This is a genomic window from Mesorhizobium sp. W050 (assembly GCF_054719535.1).
The window spans coordinates 3,774,604-3,796,421 of the sequence record NZ_JBTTIH010000001.1; the positions used below are offsets into that span (position 1 = coordinate 3,774,604).

A 21,818-nucleotide genomic window follows, 5' to 3' on the forward strand; every position below is an offset into this window, starting at 1 on the left:
CTTTGGCTGTGGGGGTCATCATGCGTGCTTGTTCTTTGCTTTTGTCGACCGGTCTAATCCTGACCGGCGCCGTTTCCGTCGCCTTTGCCGAGGATTCCGAAATCATCACGGCGCCCGATCCGGCCGTCATTTTCGAGCTTGCGAAAGGCTATGGCTCGGCCAAGATGGACAAGGACGACGGGGCGATCCGATGGTCTCGGGCCGGCTTCAGGGCATGAAATATGTCATCTACTTCTATGGCTGCGAAAACCATGAGAAGTGCAAGTCGATCCAGTTCTCCTCGGGCTATACCGACCCCTTCACGGCCGACCAGGCCAATGAATGGAACAAGAAATATCGCTGGGTGAAGGCCTTTTCGGGTGACGGGTCGAACTTCAAGATGGACGTCATGTTCAGGGGCGGGGCTACCCGCTCCTACCGGCTGCGGATCGTCATTGCGGATTGTGCAGGCGCGTCTTCGCGCCTACATCGTGGCAACACCATTCCTCCTGTGAGCGGACCTGCCATGAACAGCCTGACCGGCCAATTCGACATTTCAGATGATCGCATCAAGCGGATCGTCGCCGACACACTGAACGGCGCCGATGACGGCGAACTGTTCCTCGAATACAGCGAGAGCGAAGCGCTGATGTTCGACAATGGCAGGCTGAAGACCGCCAATTTCAACACCGACCAGGGTTTTGGCCTGCGCGCCGTGGCCGGCGAGGCCAGCGGCTACGCCCATTCCAGCGATCTTTCGGAGGCGTCGCTGCTGCGCGCCGCCGACGCGGTCTCGACCGTCAAGGGCGGCTATTCCGGCACGCTTGCCGCGGCACCCGCGCGCACCAACCGCCATCTCTATGGCGAGGAGAACCCGATCCCCTCGCCTTCCTTCGAGGTCAAGGCCAAGCTGTTGCAGGAGATCGACGCATGGCTGCGTGCCGAGGACCCGCGCGTGCGCCAGGTGACGGCCTCGCTCGCGGCGTCCTGGCAGCATGTCGAGATCGTGCGCGCCGACGGCCAGATCGTGCGCGACATCCGCCCGCTGGTCCGCATCAACGTTTCCGTCGTCGTCGGCGACGGCGACCGCCAGGAAAGCGGCTCCTATGGCATGGGCGGGCGCAAGGCGTTCGGCGAGTTCCTGGTCGAGGACGCCTGGAAGCATGCTGCCAGGGAGGCGCTCAGGCAGGCGCTGGTCAATCTCGAAGCCATTCCCGCGCCGGCCGGAACGTTCGACATCGTTTTGTCCAGTGGCTGGCCGGGCGTCATGCTGCACGAGGCCGTCGGCCACGGGCTGGAGGGCGACTTCAACCGCAAGAAGACCTCCGCCTTTGCCGGCCTGCTCGGCCAGCAGGTCGCCGCCAAGGGCGTTACCGTGGTCGATGACGGCACCATGCCGGAGCGGCGCGGCTCGCTGACCGTCGACGATGAAGGCACGCCTTCGGCCCGCAATGTGCTGATCGAGGACGGCAAGCTTGTCGGCTACATGCAGGACCGCCAGAACGCCCGGCTGATGGGCATGAAAGCCACCGGAAACGGCCGGCGCGAAGGCTATGCGCACCAGCCGATGCCGCGCATGACCAACACTTATATGACCGCAGGCGACATGGAGCCGGACGAGATCATCGCCTCGGTCAAGAACGGCATCTATGCCGTATCCTTCGGCGGCGGCCAGGTCGACATCACCTCGGGCAAGTTCGTGTTCGGCTGCACCGAGGCCTACATGATCGAAAATGGCAAGGTGACGCAGCCGATCAAGGGCGCCATGCTGATCGGCAACGGACCGGACGCCATGCACCGCGTTTCGATGATCGGCAACGACATGAAACTCGACACCGGCATCGGCATGTGCGGCAAGGCCGGACAAGGCGTGCCGGTCGGCGTCGGCCAGCCGCATCTCAGGATGAACCAGATGACCGTCGGCGGCACCAGGGTTTGAGCGAGGAGACGTCGGCGGGCTTGAATAGTTCCCCTCACAGGGATATCTTACCTTTGTCTTACACAAGGGTAATACCGTAATGGGTGCAATAGAAAAGCTTATAACGACCGTCTCGACCAAGGGACAAGTCATCCTGCCCAGCGCTATCCGCAAACGGAGGGACTGGGGCGCGGGCACGCGCCTGCAGGTCGAAGACACACCGGACGGTGTACTTTTGAGACCGGCGCCTGCCTTTGCCCCGACACGACCAGCAGATGTCTTTGGTGTCCTGCCGCACAGTGGCAGACCGAAGACCTTGGAGGAGATGGACGCAGCCGTCCTTGCTGAAGCACGGCGGCGCCATGCTCGCGATTGATACCAACGTTGTCGTCAGGTATCTGACGAACGACGATCCCGAGCAGTCCCCGCGAGCCCGGCGGCTGATCGACGGTCAGCCCGTTTTCGTCGCCGTCACGGTGATCCTGGAGGCTGAGTGGGTGCTGCGCAGCGGCTATGGTTATGATCAGGCCTCGATCGTCAATGCACTGCGGGTGTTCGGCGGGCTTCCCACTGTCGAGATAGAGGATGCTGCGATGGTCTCTTCCGCGGTCGATCTAGCCGAGACGGGAATGGATTTCGCCGATGCGCTCCATCTGGGCAAGTCCTCGCACTGCTCAGCATTTGTGTCCTTCGACCGTAAGTTCATCAAGGCCGCACAAGCGGCCGGGTACGAAAGCGTTCGCGAAGGCTAGTTTGCCAGCCGGCTACGTCTTGCGGGGGGCGGCAAACTCAAGCACGGCCTTGTGAAAATCGGCGGATTAACGTCGCCGTTTCGGCTTCTCCAGCAGCGCCACGGCCTCGACATGCGGCGACCACAGGAACTGGTCGATGGGCGTGACGCTCTTCAAGGTGTAGCCGCCGTCAATCAGGATGCGCAGGTCTCGTGCCAGCGTCACCGGATTGCAGGAGACGGCGGCGACGAACGGCACATCCGAGCGGGCGATCTGCTTCGACTGGTCCTCGGCGCCGGCGCGCGGCGGGTCGAAGACGACGCCATCGAAAGCATTCAGCTCCTTGAACGTCAGCGGCCGCCGGAACAGGTCGCGGCGTTCGCCGGTTACCCGCTTCAGGCCGGTGGCGAAGCGCGATCCGCGGTCGAGCGCCGAAAGGGCTGCCGCGTCGCCTTCGACCGCGTGGACTTCGGATTTGGCCGCCAGCCGAAGCGCAAAGCTGCCGCAGCCGGCGAAAAGATCCGCGACTTTCCTGGCACGCTTCAGATGTCCGCCAACGAGATCGGCCATCGTCTGTTCGGCGGCTTGCGTTGCCTGCAGGAAGGCGCCAGGCGGTATGGCGACAGCGACGGTGCCGAACATGACCACCGGCTTTTTCGGCTCGATGACAATCTCGTCGTCGATCGAAAGCCGGGCAAAGCCATTGGCCATGATGAAGTTGGAGGCGACCCGGCGCTGGTTCTCGCCCAGCTTGCCCGACTCATAGACAGCGACGTCAAGCCCCGAGCCCGTCACAGTGACCGCCATCCGGAACGATTTGGTGGTGGCGCAAACCAGGTCGGCGACCGACCTCAAGCGATCGAGCGCGGCAACGATCTCCGGCAGCGAGATCGGACATTCCTCGATGGGGATGATTTCCGGCGACAGATGGCGATGGAAGCCAAGCAGCATGCCTGTGTCGGCGCGCCTGGCGGCAAGCACGACGCGGCGGCGTGTGTGTGGCGCACACGGCACCAGGGCGCCGATGTCGCCGGCAATGCCTTTCAAGGCATGCACGACCTTGTCGCGTTTCCATTGCTGGTAAGCGTCGGCTTGCAGATGCTGGACGGCGCAGCCGCCACATTCGGTGAAATGCCGGCAGGCCGGATCGATACGCAGCGGCGACGTCTCCAATACCGCCATCAGCATGGCGCGATCCCTCTCGCGCGCGGCGGTGACGGTCTCGCCGGGCAGGGTGAAGGGAATGAACAGCTCGCCGGTTTCCGTCTCGGCGACGCCGTCGCCCTGCGAACCCAGTCTCTTGATGGTGAAGCCCGTGCTCATCGGTCCTTGGTCCCGGCATCCTTGGTCCCGGCATCCTTGATCCCGGCAAGCAGGAATTCGCGGTTGCCGTCCCCGCCTTCGATCGGCGACATGTGCAAGCCCAATGTACGCCAGCCAGGGACGCCTTCGAGCCATTCCTGCAGCAAGCCGGCCACACGGGCGGCGTCATAAGGGTCTTTCAAAAGACCGCCCTTGCCGATCGCCTCGCGGCCGGCCTCGAATTGCGGCTTGACCAGAAACACCGCACGAGCGCCGTCCCGTGCCAATGCCAACGCCGGTGGCATCGCCAGTTTCAACGAGATGAAGCTTACATCGGAGACGATGAAATCGGGGATACGGCCGCCGAGATCGGCAGCCGCGAGCTCGCGAGCGTTGAGGCCCTCGATCACGGTGACGCGCGGGTCGGACGAGACACCGGGATGCATCTGGCCGTGGCCGACATCGATGGCAGTGACATGGGCCGCGCCGCGTTCGAGCAGCACCTGGGTGAAGCCGCCTGTCGAGGCGCCGATATCGAGGGCTTCACTGCCCGCGGGATCGAGACTGAAATGGTCGAGCCCGGCGATCAGCTTCAGCGCCGCGCGTGAGACATAACCCTGCGCCGGGTCGTCGATGACGATGAGACAGTGCGGCAGAACCGTCCGGCCGGGCTTGCGGGCGACCACGCCGTCGACCGTCACGGTGCCGCGCTCGACCGCGTCGCGGGCGCGCGAGCGGCTCGCAAACAGGCCGCGCTGGACGAGCAATTCGTCGAGCCGCTGGCGTGTGCTGGCTGGCAGAGGGGAGTTCATCGGCCTTCATGGCGAAAGCCGGCCGCGAAGGCAAGGACATTGGCATGGGAGGACGTCGAGACCCGGGCCGCAAGCCAGTCCGCCCGGTTGAATAGCGCAGCCAGTCCGGCAAGATGTAGAGGCTCAGGCAATGCGGAGGAAGACGAATGCTGACGGGAACCTGCCATTGCGGCGCCGCCCACTGGACCCTGGAAGGCGATCCCGGCCCGATCACGGCCTGCAATTGCACGCTTTGCCGCCGCTATGGCACACTCTGGGCCTATGACTTTGTCGACGAGCGTATCCGGCTTGTGGGGCCTGTGCAGTCCTACACCCGCGCTGGCAAGGAGACGCCGTCGCTGGAAATACTGTTTTGCCCGACATGTGCCTGTGTGCTTGCCTGGCGCGGTTTGCGCCGCAGCGACAGCGGCCGCACGCGGATCGCCGTCAATGTCAGGCTGGCACCGCCGGAGGCGGTCGCCGACCTGCCGATCGACCATTTCGACGGGCTGGACACTTATGACGACCTGCCGCGCGATGGGCGCTGCGTGCGCGATATGTGGTTTTAGAAGATCGTGCGTGAGACCTGCCGTTCAACGGCCGGCATCAGGCCGTCGCTTCCGTCATCTGAAGCCTGCTTGCGCGGGCGCTCGACAGCAACGACTGGTGCGTCCGGCACGACGACAAGCTGCGGAACCTGCTTGTAGGAAAAAGCGCCCCTGATATCGCCCATCTTGCGGGCGACGATGCCTGCCACCGCCTGTTCGAGCTTGCGGTCATAGCGCGTCTCGGCCATGGCCGGCGCGGCGATGACGGCCAAAAGGGCCGCGCCGCACAGAAGCGTTCGCATTGTTTTTAACTCCCTGCCTGGAGGCAGTTCTAGCAGGGCGGCGTTGAAAAACGGCCAAAAGAGACGGTAAGCGAAACGCCAAAGAGAAGCGTTAACAAAGTGTCAGGCTTGCACAGGCAACTGCTTCAGCTGCGTGAGGTTTGATTCAGGCGCGCTGCGCGCGCGCGGAATGGCCGAGCGCGACGAACACGGTGCGCACGATGCCGGCCGCGTCGAGCCCGGCATCGGCATACATTTTTTCCGGCTTGGCGTGGTCGGCGAACTCGTCCGGCAGCACCAGCGGCCGAACTTTCAGACCGCTTTCCAGCAAGCCTTCATGGGCGAGGAACTGCAGCACGTGGCTGGCGAAACCGCCGACAGCCCCCTCTTCCACCGTCACCAGCACTTCGTGCGAGCGGGCGAGACGGCGGATCAAATCCTCGTCCAGCGGCTTGGCGAAACGGGCGTCCGCAACCGTCGTCGAAAGCCCTGCCGCGCCGAGTTCCTCGGCCGCCAGCAGACAGTCCTGCAGTCTTGTGCCAAAGGACAGAAGCGCCACCTTGGTGCCTTCCCTGACGATGCGGCCCTTGCCAATTTCGAGCACCGAGCCGCGCTCCGGCATGTCGACGCCGACGCCATTGCCGCGCGGATAGCGGAAGGCGATCGGGCCTTCGTCATAATAGGCGGCGGTGCGCACCATGTGGCGAAGCTCCGCCTCGTCGGCGGCCGCCATCACCACGAAGCCCGGCAGCGTCGCCAGGAAGGTGGTGTCGAAGGCGCCGCAATGAGTGGCGCCGTCGGCGCCGACGAAACCGGCGCGGTCGATCGGGAAACGCACCGGCAGTTTCTGGATCGCCACATCATGGACGACCTGATCGTAGGCGCGCTGCAGGAAGGTCGAATAGATGGCGGCGAAGGGCTTGTAGCCCTCGCTGGCGAGGCCGGCGGCGAAGGTCACGGCATGTTGCTCGGCAATGCCGACATCGAAGGTCCGGGTCGGAAACGCTTCGCCGAACAAATCGAGGCCGGTGCCGTTCGGCATGGCGGCGGTGACGGCGACGATGCGGTCGTCCAGGCGGGCCTCCTGGACCAGGCTCTCGGCGAACACCTTGGTGTAGGCCGGCGCATTGGCCGGGGCCTTGGTCTGCGCGCCGGTGATGACGTCGAACTTGTTGACGCCGTGATATTTGTCGGCCGCGGCCTCGGCCGGCGCGTAGCCCTTGCCCTTCTGGGTCACGACATGGATCAGCACCGGGCCGTCGGCATGGTCGCGGACGTTCTTCAGCACCGGGATCAGATGCTCGAGATTGTGGCCGTCGATCGGGCCGATATGGTAGAAGCCAAGCTCCTCGAACAGCGTGCCGCCGGTGACGTAGCCGCGCGCATGCTCGACCGCCCGCTTGATGGCGCGGTCGGCGCGCTTGCCGAGATAGGAGGTCAGCTTCTTGCCGAAATCGCGCAGGCCAAGATAGGTCTTGCCAGAGGCAAGCCGCGCCAGATAGGCGCTCATGGCGCCGGTCGGCGGCGCGATAGACATGTCGTTGTCGTTGAGGATGACGATCAGCCGGGCATCAAGCGCGCCGGCATTGTTCATGGCTTCATAGGCCATGCCGGCGGACATGGCGCCGTCGCCGATGACGGCAATGACATTGTTGTGGCCGCCCGAGAGGTCGCGCGCCATGGCCATGCCGAGGCCGGCGGAAATGGAGGTCGAAGAGTGCGCGGCGCCGAACGGGTCGTATTCGCTCTCGGCGCGACGGGTGAAGCCGGACAGGCCGCCTTCTTGCCTGAGCGTTCGGATGCGGTCGCGGCGGCCGGTCAGGATCTTGTGTGGATAGGCCTGGTGGCCGACATCCCAGATCACGCGGTCTTCCGGCGTGTTGAAGACATAGTGCAGCGCCACCGTCAGTTCGACGACACCGAGGCCGGCGCCGAGATGCCCGCCCGTATGCGAGACGGCATCGATCAGCTCGGCGCGCAGCTCCGAGGCCAGCTGCGGCAGCTCGCTTTCGTCAAGCTTCTTCAGGTCGGCTGGAATGCGGACCTTGTCGAGAAGCGGCGTATGCAGCGTTGCGTTCACTGTTAAAGGGCCTGCTCAGCTATAATGCGCGTCGATCATGGCGAAATATGCCTGCGTCGCCGGAATGTAAATGCGTGTCAGTGACGCGGGTGATGCTGACGTTAATTGTCCGGTAACGGAATGAACTCTTCCTCATCTCCAGGAACGATATCGAAGCGGCCCGTCTTCCATTCCTGCTTGGCCTGTTCGATGCGTTCCTTCGACGACGAGACGAAGTTCCACCAGATGTGGCGCGGAGAGCCGAGCGAAGCGCCCCCGAAGAGCATGAAATGGGCGCCGCGCTCGGACGACACGACGATCTCGTCACCAGGCCGGAACACCAGCAGCCGTTCGGCCGGAAAACGGTCGCCCGAAACCGAGACATCGCCGTCCAGCGTGTAGATGGCGCGTTCCTCGGCGTCGGCGGGAATTTTGACGCTGGCGCCGGGCGCCAGCCTCAGATTGGCGTAGAGCGTCTCGGTGTCGGCTCTTACCGGCGAGCGCAGTCCCTGGAAATCGCCGATCACCACGCGGCCGGAAACACCTTCGGCGTCGATCTCGGGCAGAAGGAGCGCGGCCGTGTTCTCGAACACCGGCGCCACTTCCTCCTTGCCGTCGGGCAAAGCCAGCCATGTCTGCAGGCCGGAGACCGACATCGGCGCGCCGCGCAGTTCTTCGGGCGTGCGCTCGGAATGGACAATGCCGCGGCCGGCGGTCATCAAATTCACGTCGCCGGGCTGGATGACCATCTCGGTGCCGAGCGAATCGCGGTGCCTGATATTGCCGTCGAACAGATAGGTGACGGTGGAAAGCCCGATATGCGGGTGCGGGCGCACATCCATCGCCTGGCCGGCGCGCAAGATCGCCGGCCCCATGCGGTCGAAGAAGATGAAGGGACCGACCAGCCGCCGCTTTGCCGTCGGCAGAGCGCGACGAACCTGGAAGCCGCCAATGTCCTTGGCGTTTGGAATGACCATGAGCTCGATCTGGTCGCTGGCGAAGGCATCGCCAGGCTCAGGGTCCTTGCCGGGGAAGAAACTCATCTGGATGTCCTCAGGCGAAGCGGAGCGCCGATTTGGCTTTTGCCTTGGCCGCCACCTCTTCACGATTGCGCGGATGATGCGTGGTTTCCAGCGAATGCAGCAATTCATGCGCCAATTCGGCGATCGCCTCGACGGCACGGTCGAAGGCTGCCTGGTTGCGCTGCGAGGGGCGCGTCGTTCCGCTCAGTTTGCGCACGAATTGAAGGGCGGCGTCGCGGATCTCGTCATGGGTCGCCGGCGGCTCGAAATTGAACAGGGTCTTGATGTTTCTGCACATGCTTGAACTCCTATCTGCTTTATGCCCGCCCCATTCCACTACTCCGCGTCGAGCGGCTCCGTTCCCACCGGTTTGCCATCACGCGACAGCCTGATCTTCTCGACCTTGTCTTCGGCGGCCTTCAGCAGCCGGTCGCAATGGGCCTTCAGCGCCTCGCCGCGCTCATAGATCTTGATCGACTGGTCGAGCGGCACGTCGCCGCGTTCGAGATCATCGACAATCTTTTCCAGCGCGTCGAGTGCCTGCTCGAAGCTCATCGCCTTGACGTCTTCGTTTGCTTCGCCAGCCATACTTTATCCCTTCATCAGCCGCCCGACATGGGCAGCGACCGAAAATGCCAATCCCTGCAGATCGTAGCCGCCCTCGAGCAGGCTGACGAGCCGGTTGCCGCTGTGGCGCCCGGCGCGTTCCAGCAACTGGCCGGTCGCCCAGTCGAAATCGTCCTCGCTGAGGTTGATCTCGGCCAACGGATCGCGATGGTGAGCGTCGAAGCCTGCGGAAATGATGATCAGATCGGGCGCGAAATTGTCGAGTGCCGGCAGGACGCGCGACAGCAAGGCATCGCGAAACATGTCCGAGCCGGTCTGCGGCGCCAGCGGCGCGTTGACGATGTTGCCGGCGCCGGTTTCGTTTTTAGCCCCGGTGCCGGGATAGAGCGGCATCTGGTGCGTCGAACAATAGAGCACCGAGGGATCGTCCCAGAAAATGTCCTGCGTGCCATTGCCGTGATGCACGTCCCAGTCGACGATGGCGACACGCTCGGCGCCGTGTTTCTTCTGCGCGTAGCGGGCCGCGATCGCCGCGGTGTTGAACAGGCAAAAGCCCATGGCCGTGGTCTTTTCGGCATGATGGCCGGGCGGACGCGCGGCGACGAAGGCGTTGGCGACGCTGCCCTCGAAAACATCGTCGACGGCAGCGTTGGCCGCACCGATGGCAGTGACCACCGCCTGCCAGCTTTTCGGGCTGGCGCTGGTGTCGGCGTCGATCGAGGCAATGCCGCTTTCAGGGATCGCGGCGCGGACGCGGGCGACGAAATCCTCGGGGTGGGCGTAGAGGATTGTGGCCTCGTCGCCTTGCGGCGCCGTTACCCGATCGAGTGCGGTGAAGGCCTCGTCGTCGAGCACGCGCTCGATAGCGCGCAAGCGGTCCGGCCGCTCCGGATGACCGGGGGGCGTCAGATGTTCGAGGAAGATCGGATGGGTGTAGAGCCTGGTGACCATGACCCGATATAGGCGCGCCCGGCCGCTTTGACCATGGTTTGACGCCTCACCGCCCCGACGTTCAACAGGGATTACACCCCGGGCGCGGGCTGCGTCCAGCGCGAGCCGCCGAAGGAAGCCACCGCCTTGTCCCTGAGTTCCCTGAACTTGGACGACGCCTCGGCCAGCCGCTGGTCCCATTCGGCGTTCGGCACCTGGCCTTCGATAGTCCTAAAATAGACCTGCATCAGGCAGGCGATGGCGAAGGGTTCGATGAAGGCCGCCTTGAAGGCCCAGGCAAGGAGGATGGCGAGCACGAAGGCCCAGCCGCCGAGCTGCCCCGGTATGAACCACATGATGGCGGCGGCCGGCGCCAGCATCAAAAGGAAGATGACGAAGGACACGGCCCACATGATGACAGCCAGCCAGACCGCGTTCTTGACCATGGTCTTGCCGTTCTGGGCATAGAGCACGACGCCTTGCCGGGCGGTTTCGAAGGGCGACGACGAGTTGATGCGGATGTTGTAGCCGAGGATGATCTCGTCAACATAGGTCAGCGACAGGCGGATCACCGTATTGATGAAAGCGACCGGACCGCCGAGGCCCGGAATGGGCAGGAAGGCGGCGATGCCGCCGATCAGGCCGGTGATGGCGCGGATGGCGCCCTTGACCAGCTGGTCGACCACGAAAAGGATGTTGGCCTCGGCGAAACGCTCCTTCACCACGTCCTTGGCGTAGGCGATCTGGTCCTGCCCACTGGGAACGTCCCGGCCATCGATCAGATGCACCATGACGGCGATATGGCCGGCCTTGACGACGTAGAGGATGTATTCGCGGATCCAGTAGAGCGCGATCGAAACGATGCCGATGCCGACGATGCCGCCCCACAGTGCAAAGGAAAGCGGCCCGTCGGGATCGGTGGAGATATGGCCGACGCCATAGCCGACCGAGGCGCCGCTGCCGGTCGCCACGATATAGGCGAGCGTGATGCCGAAATAGACGATCATGCGAAAGACGATGAATGGCCATGTCCTGATCATGATGGACACCGACCTGCCGATTTCGAAATCCCACATGCGCCCGAATCTCCCCTCAGAGATGGACGGCGAGGATGAACCCGGGCCGGGAATTGTCAATCTCGGCAAATGCCGGGTCTCGGCCGACCAGATTTCAGGCCGGCTGCGAACCCTGTTTTTTGAGAAGGCCTTCAAGCAGTTGCTGGAAGGCTGCCACCACGGTCTTCGACGTCGCTTCGGGGTCGTTCGAATTGGCGATGCGCTGCGCCGCCTGGCTGCTGGCGCCGTTGATCAGCCGGGCGGCGGTTTCGGGGTCGACGCCGGGGACGACCACCCCCTCCTGCTGCAGAGCCGTCAGATGATCGGTCATCGAGCCGACGCAGGCATTGGCGTTCGGCCATTGCGCCGGATCGCCGAGCACAGCCGGACCGTCGCGAAACATGATGCGCTGGATTTCCGGCTCCAGCGCCATCTCGATATAGGTCGTGCATTCGTCGACGAAACGCTGCCAGCGGCTTGGCGCCCGCGACGCAATCTCATGGATGCGGACGGCCATCTCGCCATCGATTTCGGCGATGACGGCCTGCAGCAGGCCCTTCTTGTCGCCGAAATGATGATAGAGCGCACCGCGCGTCAGCCCGGCCGAGGCGGTGAAATCATCCATCGAGGCCTCGGCATAGCCGATCGTGCCGAAAGCGTGGCGGGCCGCCGTGATCAGCTTGGCGCGCGTTTCGGCAATCATCTCCTTGCGGGGTCTGTGCATGGTTCTGGCCTTATTCATATACGCTTCGTATGCCAATTGACATACGCGGCGTATGGATTACATACATTCATACGCATCGTATGTAATTGTCGAATTGGCCTTTGTCGAGGAGCCAGCCATGCAAAACCCATACTCGGAAATCTTTCGTGCCCCTGGAGCCAAGGGGTTTGCCGCCGCGGGCTTCCTCGCGCGGCTGCCGATCGCCATGGCGCCGATCGGCATCGTGGCCATGCTCTCGCAGACACGTGGCGAATACTGGCTGGCGGGAGCTGTCTCGGCGACTTTCGCGCTGAGCAACGCTTTCGTGGCGCCGCAGATATCACGGCTGGTCGATCGCCTTGGCCAGACGCGGATCGTGGTTCCGACCACCATCCTCACCGTGCTCGCCTTCGCGGTGCTGATTGCCGCAGCCAATCGGGACTGGCCGGTGTGGACGCTGTTCGTGTCGGCGCTGGCGGCCGCCGCCATGCCCAGCATGCCGGCCATGGTGCGCGCGCGCTGGACAGAGATTTTCCGCGGCCGGCCGCAGATGAACACCGCATTCGCCTTCGAGTCGGCTGCGGACGAACTGGTCTATATCGCCGGCGCGTCGCTGTCGGTAGGCTTGAGCGCCGCGCTCTTCCCCGAAGCCGGCGTCCTGGTGAGCACGGTGTTCCTCGCCCTTGGCTCGACCGCCTTCATCCTGCAACGCTCGACCGAACCGCAAGTGCGGCCGGTGGACCATGTCTCCAGCGGCTCGGCAATCCGCTTGCGGCCGGTGCAGATCATCACCTTCGCCCTGATCTTCGTCGGCGCCACCTTCGCGACGACGGAAGTGAGCACGGTGGCGATCACCAAGGAACTCGGCCAGCCCGGCGCCGCCAGCCTCGTCATCGGCGTCTATGCCCTGGGATCGTTCGCGCTTGGCCTCGTCGTCGGTGCGCTCAACCTGAAAGCGCCGCTGCAGCGCCAGTTGGCCCTCGCGGTCGCCCTCGTTGCGCTCGGCACGCTGCTGCCGCTCACCGCCGACACGGTGCCGCTGCTGGCGCTGACCGTTTTCATCAGCGGCGTGGCGATCTCGCCAACCTTCATCACCGCCTTCGGCCTGATCGAACGCCACGTGCCGGAAGCGATGCTGACCGAAGGCATCACCTGGGTGATGACAGGCATCGGCATCGGCATGGCGCTCGGTTCGTTTGCCGCCGGTGCGGTGGTGGATGAATTCGGCGCCCGCAACGGGTTCTGGGTCTCGGTGGCGGCCGGCGTCATCGCATTGGTCACGGTGTTGCTGGGCCAGCGCAGCCTGGCCACCCACACATGCGAGCTGGACGGATGCGACGCGGCCGCCGTTCCCGCGGAGTAAGGACGCGGCCTGACGTTCGCTTTGGAGACCACCGCAAACGTTCGGAATTAGGTGAGGCCTCTGGCGTCGTCATCGGGCGAAGCGGGAGCGAAGCGGACGCGCAGACCCGAGGAGCCATTCCGTTACCGTAGGGTGCAGCGGAGCAGAATTCTGCACCGTTGCAACGCGTCGAAGTCGCGGCATGGATCCTATGGTCTGCGCCGCGTCGCTTCGCTCCTTGCTTCGCCATAGGATGACGAACGCGTGGAGCCTTCAGCAAATCGCAGAAGCAGGCGACCTGCCCGCGCAATTTTTTCGGCAGCGTCGCTCTTGCGCGACGAACTAGATAATCTCGGTCTTGGCGATATGTATGCCAAAGCCTTCAAGCCCGACATAGTGGCGCTCGCGCGAGGCGATCAGGTTGATCGAGGAAATGCCGAGGTCCTTCAGGATCTGGGCGCCGAGGCCGATTTCTCGCCACTCGTTCTCACGGCGGCGGGCCTCTTCGTGGTCCTCACGGTCGGCACTCATCGGCCGGTTGCGCTCCTGATGGGCGACGCCGACCGAACCCTCTCGGAGGTAAACGATGACGCCGCGCTTGCGTTCGCCCATCGCCTTCATAATGGCGTCGAGCCGGTGGCTGGTGCCGAACACGTCGGTCACCACATCCTCGGAATGCAGCCGCACCGGGACGTCCTCGCCGTCACGGATGTCGCCGAAAACGACCGCGACATGGTGCATGGAATCCCAAGGCAGCGTGTAGGTGAAGACCTGCGCCTTGCCGCCGAGTGTGTCGATTTCGGAGCAGGCGACGCGTTCGACCAGCGTTTCCTTGCGCTGCCGGTAGGCGATGAGGTCGGCGACCGAGACCTGCTTGAGGCCGTGTTCCTCGGCAAAGTTCGCCACCTGCGGGCCGCGCTTGACGGTGCCGTCGTCATTGACCAACTCCGAGATCACGCCAACCGGCGGCAGGCCGGCAAGTTTGCACAAGTCAACCGCGGCTTCGGTATGGCCCGAGCGCATCAGCACGCCGCCTTCCCTAGCGATCAGCGGGAAGATGTGGCCGGGCCGGACGAAATCCGAACCGCCGACATTGCCGTTGGCCAGGTTGCGCACGGTCAGCGTGCGGTCCTCGGCCGAAATGCCGGTGGTGGTGCCATGCTTGAAATCGACGCTGACGGTAAAGGCCGTGGTGTGGGCGGAATCATTGTCGGCGACCATCGGCTGCAGATTGAGCCGCTTGGCCTCCTCGCGCGGCATCGGCGTGCAGACGATGCCGGAGGTGTGACGGATGATGAAGGCCATTTTCTCCGGGCTGCAATGCACGGCGGCAACGATCAGGTCGCCCTCGTTCTCACGCCCGTCATCGTCCATGACGACGACGATCTCGCCGCGCTCGAAGGCGCGGATGGCTTCGACGATTTTCTTCTGATCGTATGGCATTGGCTCGCTTCGCTCGCAGGGAATAGGGGTTGGGCAGTAGGAGTTAGGGAAGGAAGGATGGGCTGGCCTATTGCCTAATCCCTACTGCCTAATCCCCGGCCTGTCTGTCCCCGGTGCCGCAGATAATGGTCGGCGATGACGCAGGCAACCATGGCTTCGCCGATCGGCACGGCGCGGATGCCGACGCAGGGGTCGTGGCGGCCCTTGGTCATGACGTCGACGTCGTTGCCGTCCTTGTCGATGGATTTTCGCGGCGTCAGGATCGACGAGGTCGGCTTGACGGCGAAGCGGGCGACGATCGCCTGGCCGGTCGAGATGCCGCCCAGAATGCCGCCGGCATTGTTGGACAGGAAGACCGGCTTGCCGTCATTGCCGATGCGCATCTCGTCGGCATTCTGTTCGCCGGTGATGCGGGCGGCTTCGAAACCGTTGCCGATCTCGACGCCCTTGACGGCGTTGATCGACATCAGGCCGGACGCGATGTCCTGGTCGAGCTTGGCGTAGATCGGCGCGCCAAGTCCGGCGGGCACGCCGTCGGCGACGATCTCGATCACCGCGCCGACCGAGGAGCCGGATTTGCGGATGCCGTCGAGGTATTGCATGAAGACGGGAACGGACGCCGGATCGGGGGTGAAGAACGGGTTTTCGGCGTCACCGATAAAATTCCAGTTCCAGTTGGCGCGGTCGATGGATTTCTCGCCCATCGAGACCAGCGCGCCGCGCACCACCATGCCGGGCACCACCTTGCGCGCCAAGGCGCCGGCCGCCACGCGAGCGGCGGTCTCACGGGCCGAAGAACGGCCGCCGCCGCGATGGTCGCGCAGGCCGTATTTGACGTCATAGGTGTAGTCCGCATGGCCGGGGCGGTACTGGCGGGCGATCTCGCCATAGTCCTTGGAGCGCTGGTCGATATTCTCGATCAGCATCGAGACGGGCGTGCCGGTGGTGATCATCGACTCGCCGTCCTCGTCGAGGATGAAGCCGGACAGCACCTTCACCTCGTCCGGTTCGCGGCGCTGCGTCACAAAACGTGACTGGCCGGGGCGGCGCTTGTCGAGTTCGGCCTGGATTTCGGCCCGTGTGAAGCGGATGCCGGGCGGGCAGCCATCGACGACACAGCCGAGCGACGGGCCATGGCTTTCGCCCCAGGTGGTGACGCGGAAGAGATGGCCGAACGTGTTGTGAGACATGAATTTTAGCCCTGCCCGGCAGCGGACCGGATCAAAGGTGCGTTCTATTGGCGTTTTCCACAGCGGTCAAACTGTGATCCGGCGGTTTTAGTTTTGACACATTCGGTTGGTTTCTGCTCTCTTCCATCCGCCCGTTGAAAGCTCGCCGCCATCCGTGCAGGCGCAATGACAAAGAGGACGACGATGCGTACCCTGATTGGCGCTGCTGCCGCCATGTTGCTGATTTCCACCGCCGCCTATGCCGGCCAGACCGAAGGCCTGATCAAGAAGGTCGACAAGGACGCGCTGACGCTGACGCTGGAGGACGGCAAGTCCTTCAAGCTCAACGCCGAGACCGATCTCGATTCGCTGAAACCGGGCATGGATATCGTCATTGCCTATGACGTGACGAATGGCGAGAACGTCGTCACCGACATGGAACTGCCCGACACCGAGTAACACCGACATCGCACAGGCCCTTGCCGCTCGGCGGAGCCCTGCCCGGATAAACAGGACGGTCGTCCTGTTTTTATCTGCTCGAACCTAAAGCCAATCCAGACGCCCGTCCTGCAGCCTGAGCACCCGGTCCTGCCGCACTTCCAGGTTTGCCGCTTCGTGTTCGGAAACACCCTTGACCATCCGAAACAGGGTCCGCACGACGCCACCATGCGTGACGCAGACCGTCTGGCGGTCGAGCGCGTCGAACCACGGCTTCACCCGTTCGAGCAGCATCTGGTAGCTTTCGGCGCCCTCGCCCGGCGGCTGGAAATTCCATTTGTTGCGCCGTCGCGCCTTCGCCGAGCCCGGCATTCGCGCATCGAGTTCGGCATAGGTAAAGCCCTGCCAGTCGCCAAAGTGCACCTCGACCAGACGCGGGTCGGTGCGGTAGGCATCGGGATCGAGTTGCATCGCCAAGCGTAGCCGCTGCATCGTCTCGCGCGTCCGCTTCATCGGGCTGGCGACAAAGTCGAAATCCTCAGGATTCTGGATCAGTTCGGCCAGCCGCCGTCCATTGCGGGTCGCCTGCTCGCGGCCGAGCGCGTTGAGATCGGTGTCGGCCTGGCCCTGCAGCCGCGACTCGGCATTCCACTGCGTCTGGCCATGGCGCACGATGTAGACGAGCGGAACCATCGGGTCTTCCGGAAATCAGGACAGGCAGGCGGAAACCGCGGCAGAACTATTCCTTGACGGTCGAAATATCCGGCGCGTCGACCGCCTTCATGCCGACGACGTGATAGCCGGAATCGACATGGTGCACCTCGCCGGTGACGCCACGCGACAGGTCCGACAGGAAATACACGGCGGAATCGCCGACTTCTTCCTGGGTGACGGTCTGCTTCAGCGGCGAATTGTATTCGTTCCACTTGAGGATGTAGCGGAAGTCGCCGATGCCCGAAGCAGCCAAGGTCTTGATCGGCCCGGCCGAGATGGCGTTGACGCGGATCTTCTTGCCGCCGAGGTCGACGGCGAGATAGCGCACGCTGGCTTCGAGCGCGGCCTTGGCGACACCCATGACGTTGTAATGCGGCATGACCTTTTCGGCGCCGTAATAGGTCAGCGTCAGCAGCGAGCCGCCATCGGTCATCAACGCTTCGGCGCGCTTGGCGATGGTGGTGAAGGAATAGACCGAAATGTCCATGGTGCGCAGGAAATTGTCGCGCGTCGTCTCGACATAGCGTCCGGTCAGCTCGTCCTTGTCGGAAAAAGCGATGGCATGGACGAGGAAATCGAGCTTGCCGCCCCAATGCTTGGCGACATTGGCAAACACCTCGTCGAGGCTCGCCGGATCGGTGACATCGCAATGACCGGCGACAAAGGCGCCCAATTCCGCAGCCAGCGGCTCGACGCGCTTCTTGAACGCCTCGCCCTGATAGGTCAGCGCGATCTCGGCGCCATGGTCGACGCAGGCCTTGGCGATGCCGTAGGCAATCGATCTGTTGTTGGCGACGCCCAGTATAAGGCCGCGCTTGCCGGCCATAAGGCCCTGTCCACCCGCCATGTCAGCGCTCTCCGAAAGATTTTCTGCTTTGGAGTGCCTATCGCACAGGCAGAAAGGCGCATCAAGCGCAGACGGGGCGCGCGTTCAATTCAGACACTCGGCGTGACAACGAATGGGGGATAATAACGTTGTTGTGAGATTTGAACGCCTCACTGCGGCCAGCGCGCCTTGATGGCCCAGGCCCGGCCGACCAGCCGAATCGGCTGGTCGGCAACGCATCGGCCCTATCCAGCCATTTTGCGCCAGGGAATGAGCATTCCCACCTGCTTGCGGTAGAGGCGGTACTGGTCACCGAACATCGCGACGAGATCGCGTTCCTCGAGGAAGATGCCGAGCAGGATGTAGCCGGTGCTGCCCGCCGCGAACAGAAGATGGCCCCATGTCATGGACGGCGTCGCCCAGAAGGCCAGGAGAAAGCCGACATAGAGCGGGTGCCGGACCCATTTGTAGAACAGCGGCGTCCTGAACACGGGCGGCGCCGGTTCGCTCTTGCGCAAAGCGGCGAGAACCTGGCGCAGGCCGAACAGTTCGAAATGGTTGATCAGAAAGGTGCTGGTCAACAATACCGCCCAGCCGAGCCAGAACACGCCATGGATGACGGCGACCCAGACCGGGTTCTCGACCGTCCAGACGAGACCGGGAATCGGCCGCCATTGCCAGTAGAGGAGCAGCAGGATGAGGCTGGCCAGAAGCACATAGGTGCTGCGTTCGGCCGCGTGCGGGACAATCCGTGTCCACCAGCGCTTGAAAACCGGCCGCGCCATGATGCTGTGCTGGGCGGCGAAAAGACCGAGCAGCAGTGCATTGACGATGACGGCTTCGGCCGGACTTCCAGCGACTCCGGAATCGATCGATTTCGGCACGACCATGTTGCCGACGAAACCGACCGCATAGAGAAACGAACCGAGAAAAATCAGGTATGCGGCAACGCCGTAGATAAGGGTGATTACGCCCGCCATGACTGCCCCTCCATGCAAGCATCAGGATTCGGTCGGTCGACCGAATTCAGTGTCAAAAACCATAAATTCTCTGACGAGTCAACTTGATCGGTCGCTCGACCGAGATAGAGTGGAGGGACGTCCAGCCCCGGACAGGAGAAGCTATGATCCGCCCAGATTGCACCGCTAACAGCGGCAGCCACGCCGCATGACGGACGCTGCCGAAGCCGTTACCCCGCCGCAGAACAAGCAAAAGCGCGACACGCGCGCCGAACTGATTTCGGCCGCCGAGTTATGCCTCCATCAAGGCGGTTATGCCGATCTGTCGACGCGCCGCGTTGCCGAGATCGCCGGGGTTCCGCTCAGCCAGATCCATTACCATTTCGGCTCCAAGGAACGGCTGTTCCTGGCCCTGCTGGACCATCTGAACGAGGGCCTGCTGAAGCGCCAGGCGGAGACCTTTGCGGCACCGATGCCGCTGTGGCAACGCTGGGAGCGCGCTTGCGATTTCCTCGACGATGATCTGGCGTCCGGCTATGTCCGGATCCTGCACGAGATGATCGCGGCAAGCCTGTCGAGCCCCGAAATCGCCAAGGCGGTGCGCCGCGACCTGCGCGGCTGGTTCGAACTGCTGGACGGACTGGCGGAAGAGGCGGAGCAGCGGTTCGGCGGCCTCGGGCCATTCTCCGCCGCCGAAGTAACCAGTCTGGTCAGCGCCGCCTTCCTCGGCAGCGAGACGATGATCCTGCTGGAGATCGAGGGCCCGCATGTCCCGGTGCGGCAGGCGCTGCGCCGCTTCGGCGAAACCATCCGGCGGATGGAGGAAGCGGCGCCCGGCAGCTAGCCAGCCAAGTCGAGCCGCATCAGCCTTTGCGGCTGCGCATCAGCGCTTCGAGTTCGCTGTCGCCGCCTTCCGGCAGCATGATGCGAACATGGGCGTAGAGATCGCCATGGCCGCCGGCCTTTTCCGGCAAGCCCCTGCCCTTCAGGCGCAGCACCTTATCGGAACTCGACCAGGCCGGAATGTTGACCGCCAGCCTGCCGGTCGGCGTGTCGACCGGCACCTTGGCGCCCAGCACCGCGTCGGCCAACGCTACCTCCAGATCGGCATGCAGGTCACGGCCTTCGATGCGGTAGCGCGGGTGCCTGCGGATACGGATCTTGACCAGCGCATCGCCCGGCTGTCCCGGCCCCTGCTCGCCCTGGCCCTTCAGCCGGATGGTCTGGCCATCCTCGACATAGACCGGCAGCTTGACCGCGATCTTGCGGCCGTCGGGGAACATCGCCGTCACCTTTTCGGCGGTCGCTATCTCCTCGATGGTGACGTCGAGCGTGACGTTGAGATCGGCGGCTGTCGCCTGCTGGCGGCGGTCGCCGGCGCCAGCGCCGCGCGCACCGGAAAAAGCGTCGCCAAAGATCTGGCTGAAGATGTCGCTGTTGCCGTCGAAAGGATCGCCGCCCGGGCGGCCCGAACGGAATTCGAAGCGCGAGCCGCCGGCGCCCTGCTGGCGGCGGAAGCCACCGAACGGATCGCCGCCACCGGCCGCGCCCTCGAAGCCCTGGAATTTCGGCTTGCCGTCGGCGTCGATCTCGCCGCGGTCGAAGGCCGCACGGTTCTTCTCGTCGCCGACGACCTCATAGGCCTGATTGGCGGCGGCAAAACGGTCCTTGGCCTTGGGATCATTCGGATTCTGGTCCGGATGATACTTTTTGGCGAGCTTGCGGTAGGCCGATTTTATGTCATTGGCCGATGCGTTCTTGGCAACGCCCAGCACCTCATAGGGGTCGCGCATGCGTCCTGCCCTGGAAAATGAGTTAAATCCGTTGGCCCTTATATGCGCTCCCATAGGAAGAAATTCCAGTGGCGCGCAGGCTTATCGAGGCTGAAATTGCGGCGCCCGCAAACCCTGGAAAATCAGAGCGGTTTGAAGTCCTGCATGTGCCAGCCGCCGGCCGCGGCGATGCACAATTGGCCCTTGAACAAAGTGACGCCGTCGAAGCTTTCGCGCGAGGCGGTAAAGCTGCGGCAGTCTTGGCCGTTGTCCTGCACTTCGGCGAGTTCGGTGATGGAGCCGCGCGAGCCGGTGTCGGCATTCGCCCACGGCACGGCCTGGCCGCGAAGCTCCTCGATGTCGGCCGAAGACACCGCATTGCCGATCGTGGTCTGGTCGGAAGCGCTGTCGGCGTCCGTCGATGTCACCCTGGCCGGCGCGCTTGAGGTGACGATGGAACGATCGACCTCGGCCTTTTCCAGGCTGAAGCCGCCGGCGCCGCAGGCGGCAAGCGGCAGTGCGATAATCACGATCACGGCTTTCGAACTGGCCGAAGCGATAACGCTCCATTGCCCGCTGTCAAAAGCTTGCGCGATACGCGACAATCGGCAACCTCCTGAAGCTCGAGACAATTTGAGAAAAACTATGAGTGACACTGAGTTAACAAGTAGTGACTTTACCGAAGCCGCCGAGCCGTTCCGGCTCTTTGCTGAGTGGCTGGAGGACGCCAAGAAAAGCGAAATCAACGACGCCAACGGCGTAGCACTTGCAACCGTCGATGCCGACGGCATGCCGGATGTGCGGATGGTGCTGCTCAAGGGTTTCGATGAAAGCGGCTTTGTCTTCTACACGAATTTCGAGAGCGCCAAGGGCCGCGAGATTCTTGGCAGCATGAAGGCGGCGATGTGCTTCCACTGGAAATCGCTGCGCCGCCAGGTGCGCATACGCGGTCCGGTGGAGATCGTCAGCGACGCTGAAGCCGACGCCTATTACGCGACGCGGCCGCGCGGCAGCCGGATCGGCGCATGGGCTTCGAAACAGTCGCGGCCGCTGGAAAGCCGCTTTGCCCTGGAGAAGGCGGTGGCCGAATACACGGCGCGCTACCCTATCGGCGAAATCCCGCGGCCAAAGCACTGGTCGGGCTTCCGCATCGTGCCGCAGGCGATCGAGTTCTGGCACGACCGGCCATTCCGGCTGCACGATCGGCTGGTCTTTTCGCGCAACGCCGAAGGCGGCTGGGACAAGACACGGCTTTATCCCTGAGGATAA

Annotated in this window: 26 protein-coding genes; 9 read left to right on the forward strand and 17 right to left on the reverse strand. The window is 63.7% G+C overall.

Annotated features, from left to right (window positions below):
- Window positions 1-20: 20 nt before the first annotated feature.
- The 4 genes from ACYG9Y_RS18465 (at window position 21) to ACYG9Y_RS18480 (ending at window position 2,649) form a co-directional block, all read left to right on the forward strand.
- A complete protein-coding gene (locus ACYG9Y_RS18465) occupies window positions 21-218 on the forward strand; it encodes a hypothetical protein (protein ID WP_155923284.1) in 198 nt (65 codons plus the stop codon).
- A complete protein-coding gene (gene tldD / locus ACYG9Y_RS18470; RefSeq protein ID WP_245260395.1) occupies window positions 215-1,918 on the forward strand; it encodes a metalloprotease TldD in 1,704 nt (567 codons plus the stop codon). Before ACYG9Y_RS18465 ends, tldD begins: the two co-directional genes overlap by 4 nt.
- 79 nt (window positions 1,919-1,997) lie before the next feature.
- Entirely contained in the window at window positions 1,998-2,273 is a 276-nt protein-coding gene (locus ACYG9Y_RS18475) for an AbrB/MazE/SpoVT family DNA-binding domain-containing protein (RefSeq protein WP_084014289.1), read from the forward strand.
- A complete protein-coding gene (locus ACYG9Y_RS18480; protein ID WP_023687145.1) occupies window positions 2,260-2,649 on the forward strand; it encodes a type II toxin-antitoxin system VapC family toxin in 390 nt (129 codons plus the stop codon). The genes ACYG9Y_RS18475 and ACYG9Y_RS18480 overlap by 14 nt, the downstream gene beginning before the upstream one ends.
- Before the next feature lie 66 nt (window positions 2,650-2,715).
- Here the strand turns inward: ACYG9Y_RS18480 and ACYG9Y_RS18485 are convergent, their stop codons facing one another.
- Both ACYG9Y_RS18485 and ACYG9Y_RS18490 read right to left on the reverse strand, forming a co-directional pair.
- Window positions 2,716-3,951 (reverse strand): class I SAM-dependent RNA methyltransferase, encoded by a 1,236-nt coding sequence (locus tag ACYG9Y_RS18485; RefSeq protein ID WP_023738484.1) that lies wholly within the window; start codon window positions 3,949-3,951, stop codon window positions 2,716-2,718.
- Window positions 3,948-4,742 carry a TlyA family RNA methyltransferase gene (locus ACYG9Y_RS18490; RefSeq protein ID WP_023668427.1) on the reverse strand — a complete coding sequence of 265 codons (795 nt, stop codon included), beginning with the start codon at window positions 4,740-4,742 and terminating at the stop codon, window positions 3,948-3,950. Before ACYG9Y_RS18490 ends, ACYG9Y_RS18485 begins: the two co-directional genes overlap by 4 nt.
- Window positions 4,743-4,888: 146 nt before the next feature.
- Here ACYG9Y_RS18490 and ACYG9Y_RS18495 point away from each other — a divergent pair, with 146 nt between their 5' ends.
- Window positions 4,889-5,290, forward strand: coding sequence for a GFA family protein (locus ACYG9Y_RS18495; protein ID WP_023692079.1), 402 nt, complete (start codon window positions 4,889-4,891; stop codon window positions 5,288-5,290).
- Here ACYG9Y_RS18495 and ACYG9Y_RS18500 read toward each other — a convergent pair.
- From ACYG9Y_RS18500 to ACYG9Y_RS18535, 8 genes are all read right to left on the reverse strand, one after another.
- The gene (locus ACYG9Y_RS18500) at window positions 5,287-5,571 is read right to left on the reverse strand and encodes a hypothetical protein (protein WP_023668429.1); all 285 of its coding nucleotides are present in this window, start codon (window positions 5,569-5,571) and stop codon (window positions 5,287-5,289) included. The two genes, ACYG9Y_RS18495 and ACYG9Y_RS18500, sit on opposite strands and share 4 nt — an antisense overlap.
- Window positions 5,572-5,716: 145 nt before the next feature.
- On the reverse strand, window positions 5,717-7,630 hold the full coding sequence (dxs, locus tag ACYG9Y_RS18505; protein WP_023668430.1) for a 1-deoxy-D-xylulose-5-phosphate synthase: 1,914 nt from the start codon (window positions 7,628-7,630) through the stop codon (window positions 5,717-5,719).
- 101 nt (window positions 7,631-7,731) lie between these two features.
- Window positions 7,732-8,652, reverse strand: coding sequence for a pirin family protein (locus tag ACYG9Y_RS18510; protein WP_023738483.1), 921 nt, complete (start codon window positions 8,650-8,652; stop codon window positions 7,732-7,734).
- Between the two features lie 10 nt (window positions 8,653-8,662).
- Window positions 8,663-8,929, reverse strand: coding sequence for a DUF2277 domain-containing protein (locus ACYG9Y_RS18515; protein WP_460223138.1), 267 nt, complete (start codon window positions 8,927-8,929; stop codon window positions 8,663-8,665).
- A gap of 38 nt (window positions 8,930-8,967) precedes the next feature.
- A complete protein-coding gene (locus tag ACYG9Y_RS18520; protein WP_023668433.1) occupies window positions 8,968-9,219 on the reverse strand; it encodes an exodeoxyribonuclease VII small subunit in 252 nt (83 codons plus the stop codon).
- Window positions 9,220-9,222: 3 nt separating this feature from the next.
- On the reverse strand, window positions 9,223-10,149 hold the full coding sequence (locus ACYG9Y_RS18525) for a histone deacetylase family protein (protein WP_023685412.1): 927 nt from the start codon (window positions 10,147-10,149) through the stop codon (window positions 9,223-9,225).
- 71 nt (window positions 10,150-10,220) lie between these two features.
- Window positions 10,221-11,204: a hypothetical protein gene (locus ACYG9Y_RS18530; protein WP_023698510.1), complete on the reverse strand. Its 984-nt coding sequence runs from the start codon at window positions 11,202-11,204 to the stop codon at window positions 10,221-10,223.
- Between the two features lie 94 nt (window positions 11,205-11,298).
- On the reverse strand, window positions 11,299-11,907 hold the full coding sequence (locus ACYG9Y_RS18535) for a TetR/AcrR family transcriptional regulator (protein WP_023732099.1): 609 nt from the start codon (window positions 11,905-11,907) through the stop codon (window positions 11,299-11,301).
- Window positions 11,908-12,025: 118 nt separating this feature from the next.
- Here ACYG9Y_RS18535 and ACYG9Y_RS18540 point away from each other — a divergent pair, with 118 nt between their 5' ends.
- Window positions 12,026-13,249, forward strand: coding sequence for an MFS transporter (locus ACYG9Y_RS18540; protein ID WP_023732100.1), 1,224 nt, complete (start codon window positions 12,026-12,028; stop codon window positions 13,247-13,249).
- Window positions 13,250-13,570: 321 nt separating this feature from the next.
- On the opposite strand, the gene ribB is transcribed toward ACYG9Y_RS18540, so the two are convergent.
- Window positions 13,571-14,671, reverse strand: coding sequence for a 3,4-dihydroxy-2-butanone-4-phosphate synthase (gene ribB / locus ACYG9Y_RS18545; RefSeq protein ID WP_023738482.1), 1,101 nt, complete (start codon window positions 14,669-14,671; stop codon window positions 13,571-13,573).
- Between the two features lie 74 nt (window positions 14,672-14,745).
- Complete coding sequence (gene aroC, locus ACYG9Y_RS18550) at window positions 14,746-15,861, reverse strand: chorismate synthase (RefSeq protein ID WP_023749360.1); 1,116 nt, start codon at window positions 15,859-15,861, stop codon at window positions 14,746-14,748.
- A 183-nt stretch (window positions 15,862-16,044) separates the two neighbouring features.
- Here aroC and ACYG9Y_RS18555 point away from each other — a divergent pair, with 183 nt between their 5' ends.
- Window positions 16,045-16,299, forward strand: coding sequence for a DUF1344 domain-containing protein (locus tag ACYG9Y_RS18555; RefSeq protein ID WP_023685405.1), 255 nt, complete (start codon window positions 16,045-16,047; stop codon window positions 16,297-16,299).
- An 84-nt stretch (window positions 16,300-16,383) separates the two neighbouring features.
- Here the strand turns inward: ACYG9Y_RS18555 and ACYG9Y_RS18560 are convergent, their stop codons facing one another.
- The 3 genes from ACYG9Y_RS18560 to mddA form a co-directional block, all read right to left on the reverse strand.
- Window positions 16,384-16,971, reverse strand: coding sequence for a histidine phosphatase family protein (locus ACYG9Y_RS18560; protein ID WP_023732104.1), 588 nt, complete (start codon window positions 16,969-16,971; stop codon window positions 16,384-16,386).
- A 46-nt stretch (window positions 16,972-17,017) separates the two neighbouring features.
- Window positions 17,018-17,839: an enoyl-ACP reductase FabI gene (fabI, locus tag ACYG9Y_RS18565; protein ID WP_023727494.1), complete on the reverse strand. Its 822-nt coding sequence runs from the start codon at window positions 17,837-17,839 to the stop codon at window positions 17,018-17,020.
- A gap of 224 nt (window positions 17,840-18,063) precedes the next feature.
- Window positions 18,064-18,798 (reverse strand): methanethiol S-methyltransferase, encoded by a 735-nt coding sequence (gene mddA, locus ACYG9Y_RS18570; RefSeq protein ID WP_023698505.1) that lies wholly within the window; start codon window positions 18,796-18,798, stop codon window positions 18,064-18,066.
- 187 nt (window positions 18,799-18,985) lie between these two features.
- On the opposite strand from mddA, the gene ACYG9Y_RS18575 reads away from it, so the two are divergent.
- A complete protein-coding gene (locus tag ACYG9Y_RS18575; RefSeq protein ID WP_023738481.1) occupies window positions 18,986-19,621 on the forward strand; it encodes a TetR/AcrR family transcriptional regulator in 636 nt (211 codons plus the stop codon).
- A gap of 19 nt (window positions 19,622-19,640) precedes the next feature.
- Here ACYG9Y_RS18575 and ACYG9Y_RS18580 read toward each other — a convergent pair whose 3' ends face one another.
- On the reverse strand, window positions 19,641-20,570 hold the full coding sequence (locus ACYG9Y_RS18580; protein WP_023749359.1) for a DnaJ C-terminal domain-containing protein: 930 nt from the start codon (window positions 20,568-20,570) through the stop codon (window positions 19,641-19,643).
- 122 nt (window positions 20,571-20,692) lie between these two features.
- On the reverse strand, window positions 20,693-21,154 hold the full coding sequence (locus ACYG9Y_RS18585) for an RT0821/Lpp0805 family surface protein (RefSeq protein ID WP_023702032.1): 462 nt from the start codon (window positions 21,152-21,154) through the stop codon (window positions 20,693-20,695).
- A gap of 28 nt (window positions 21,155-21,182) precedes the next feature.
- Between ACYG9Y_RS18585 and pdxH the strand changes: the two genes are divergently transcribed.
- Entirely contained in the window at window positions 21,183-21,812 is a 630-nt protein-coding gene (gene pdxH, locus ACYG9Y_RS18590; protein WP_081725434.1) for a pyridoxamine 5'-phosphate oxidase, read from the forward strand.
- Window positions 21,813-21,818: the final 6 nt, after the last annotated feature.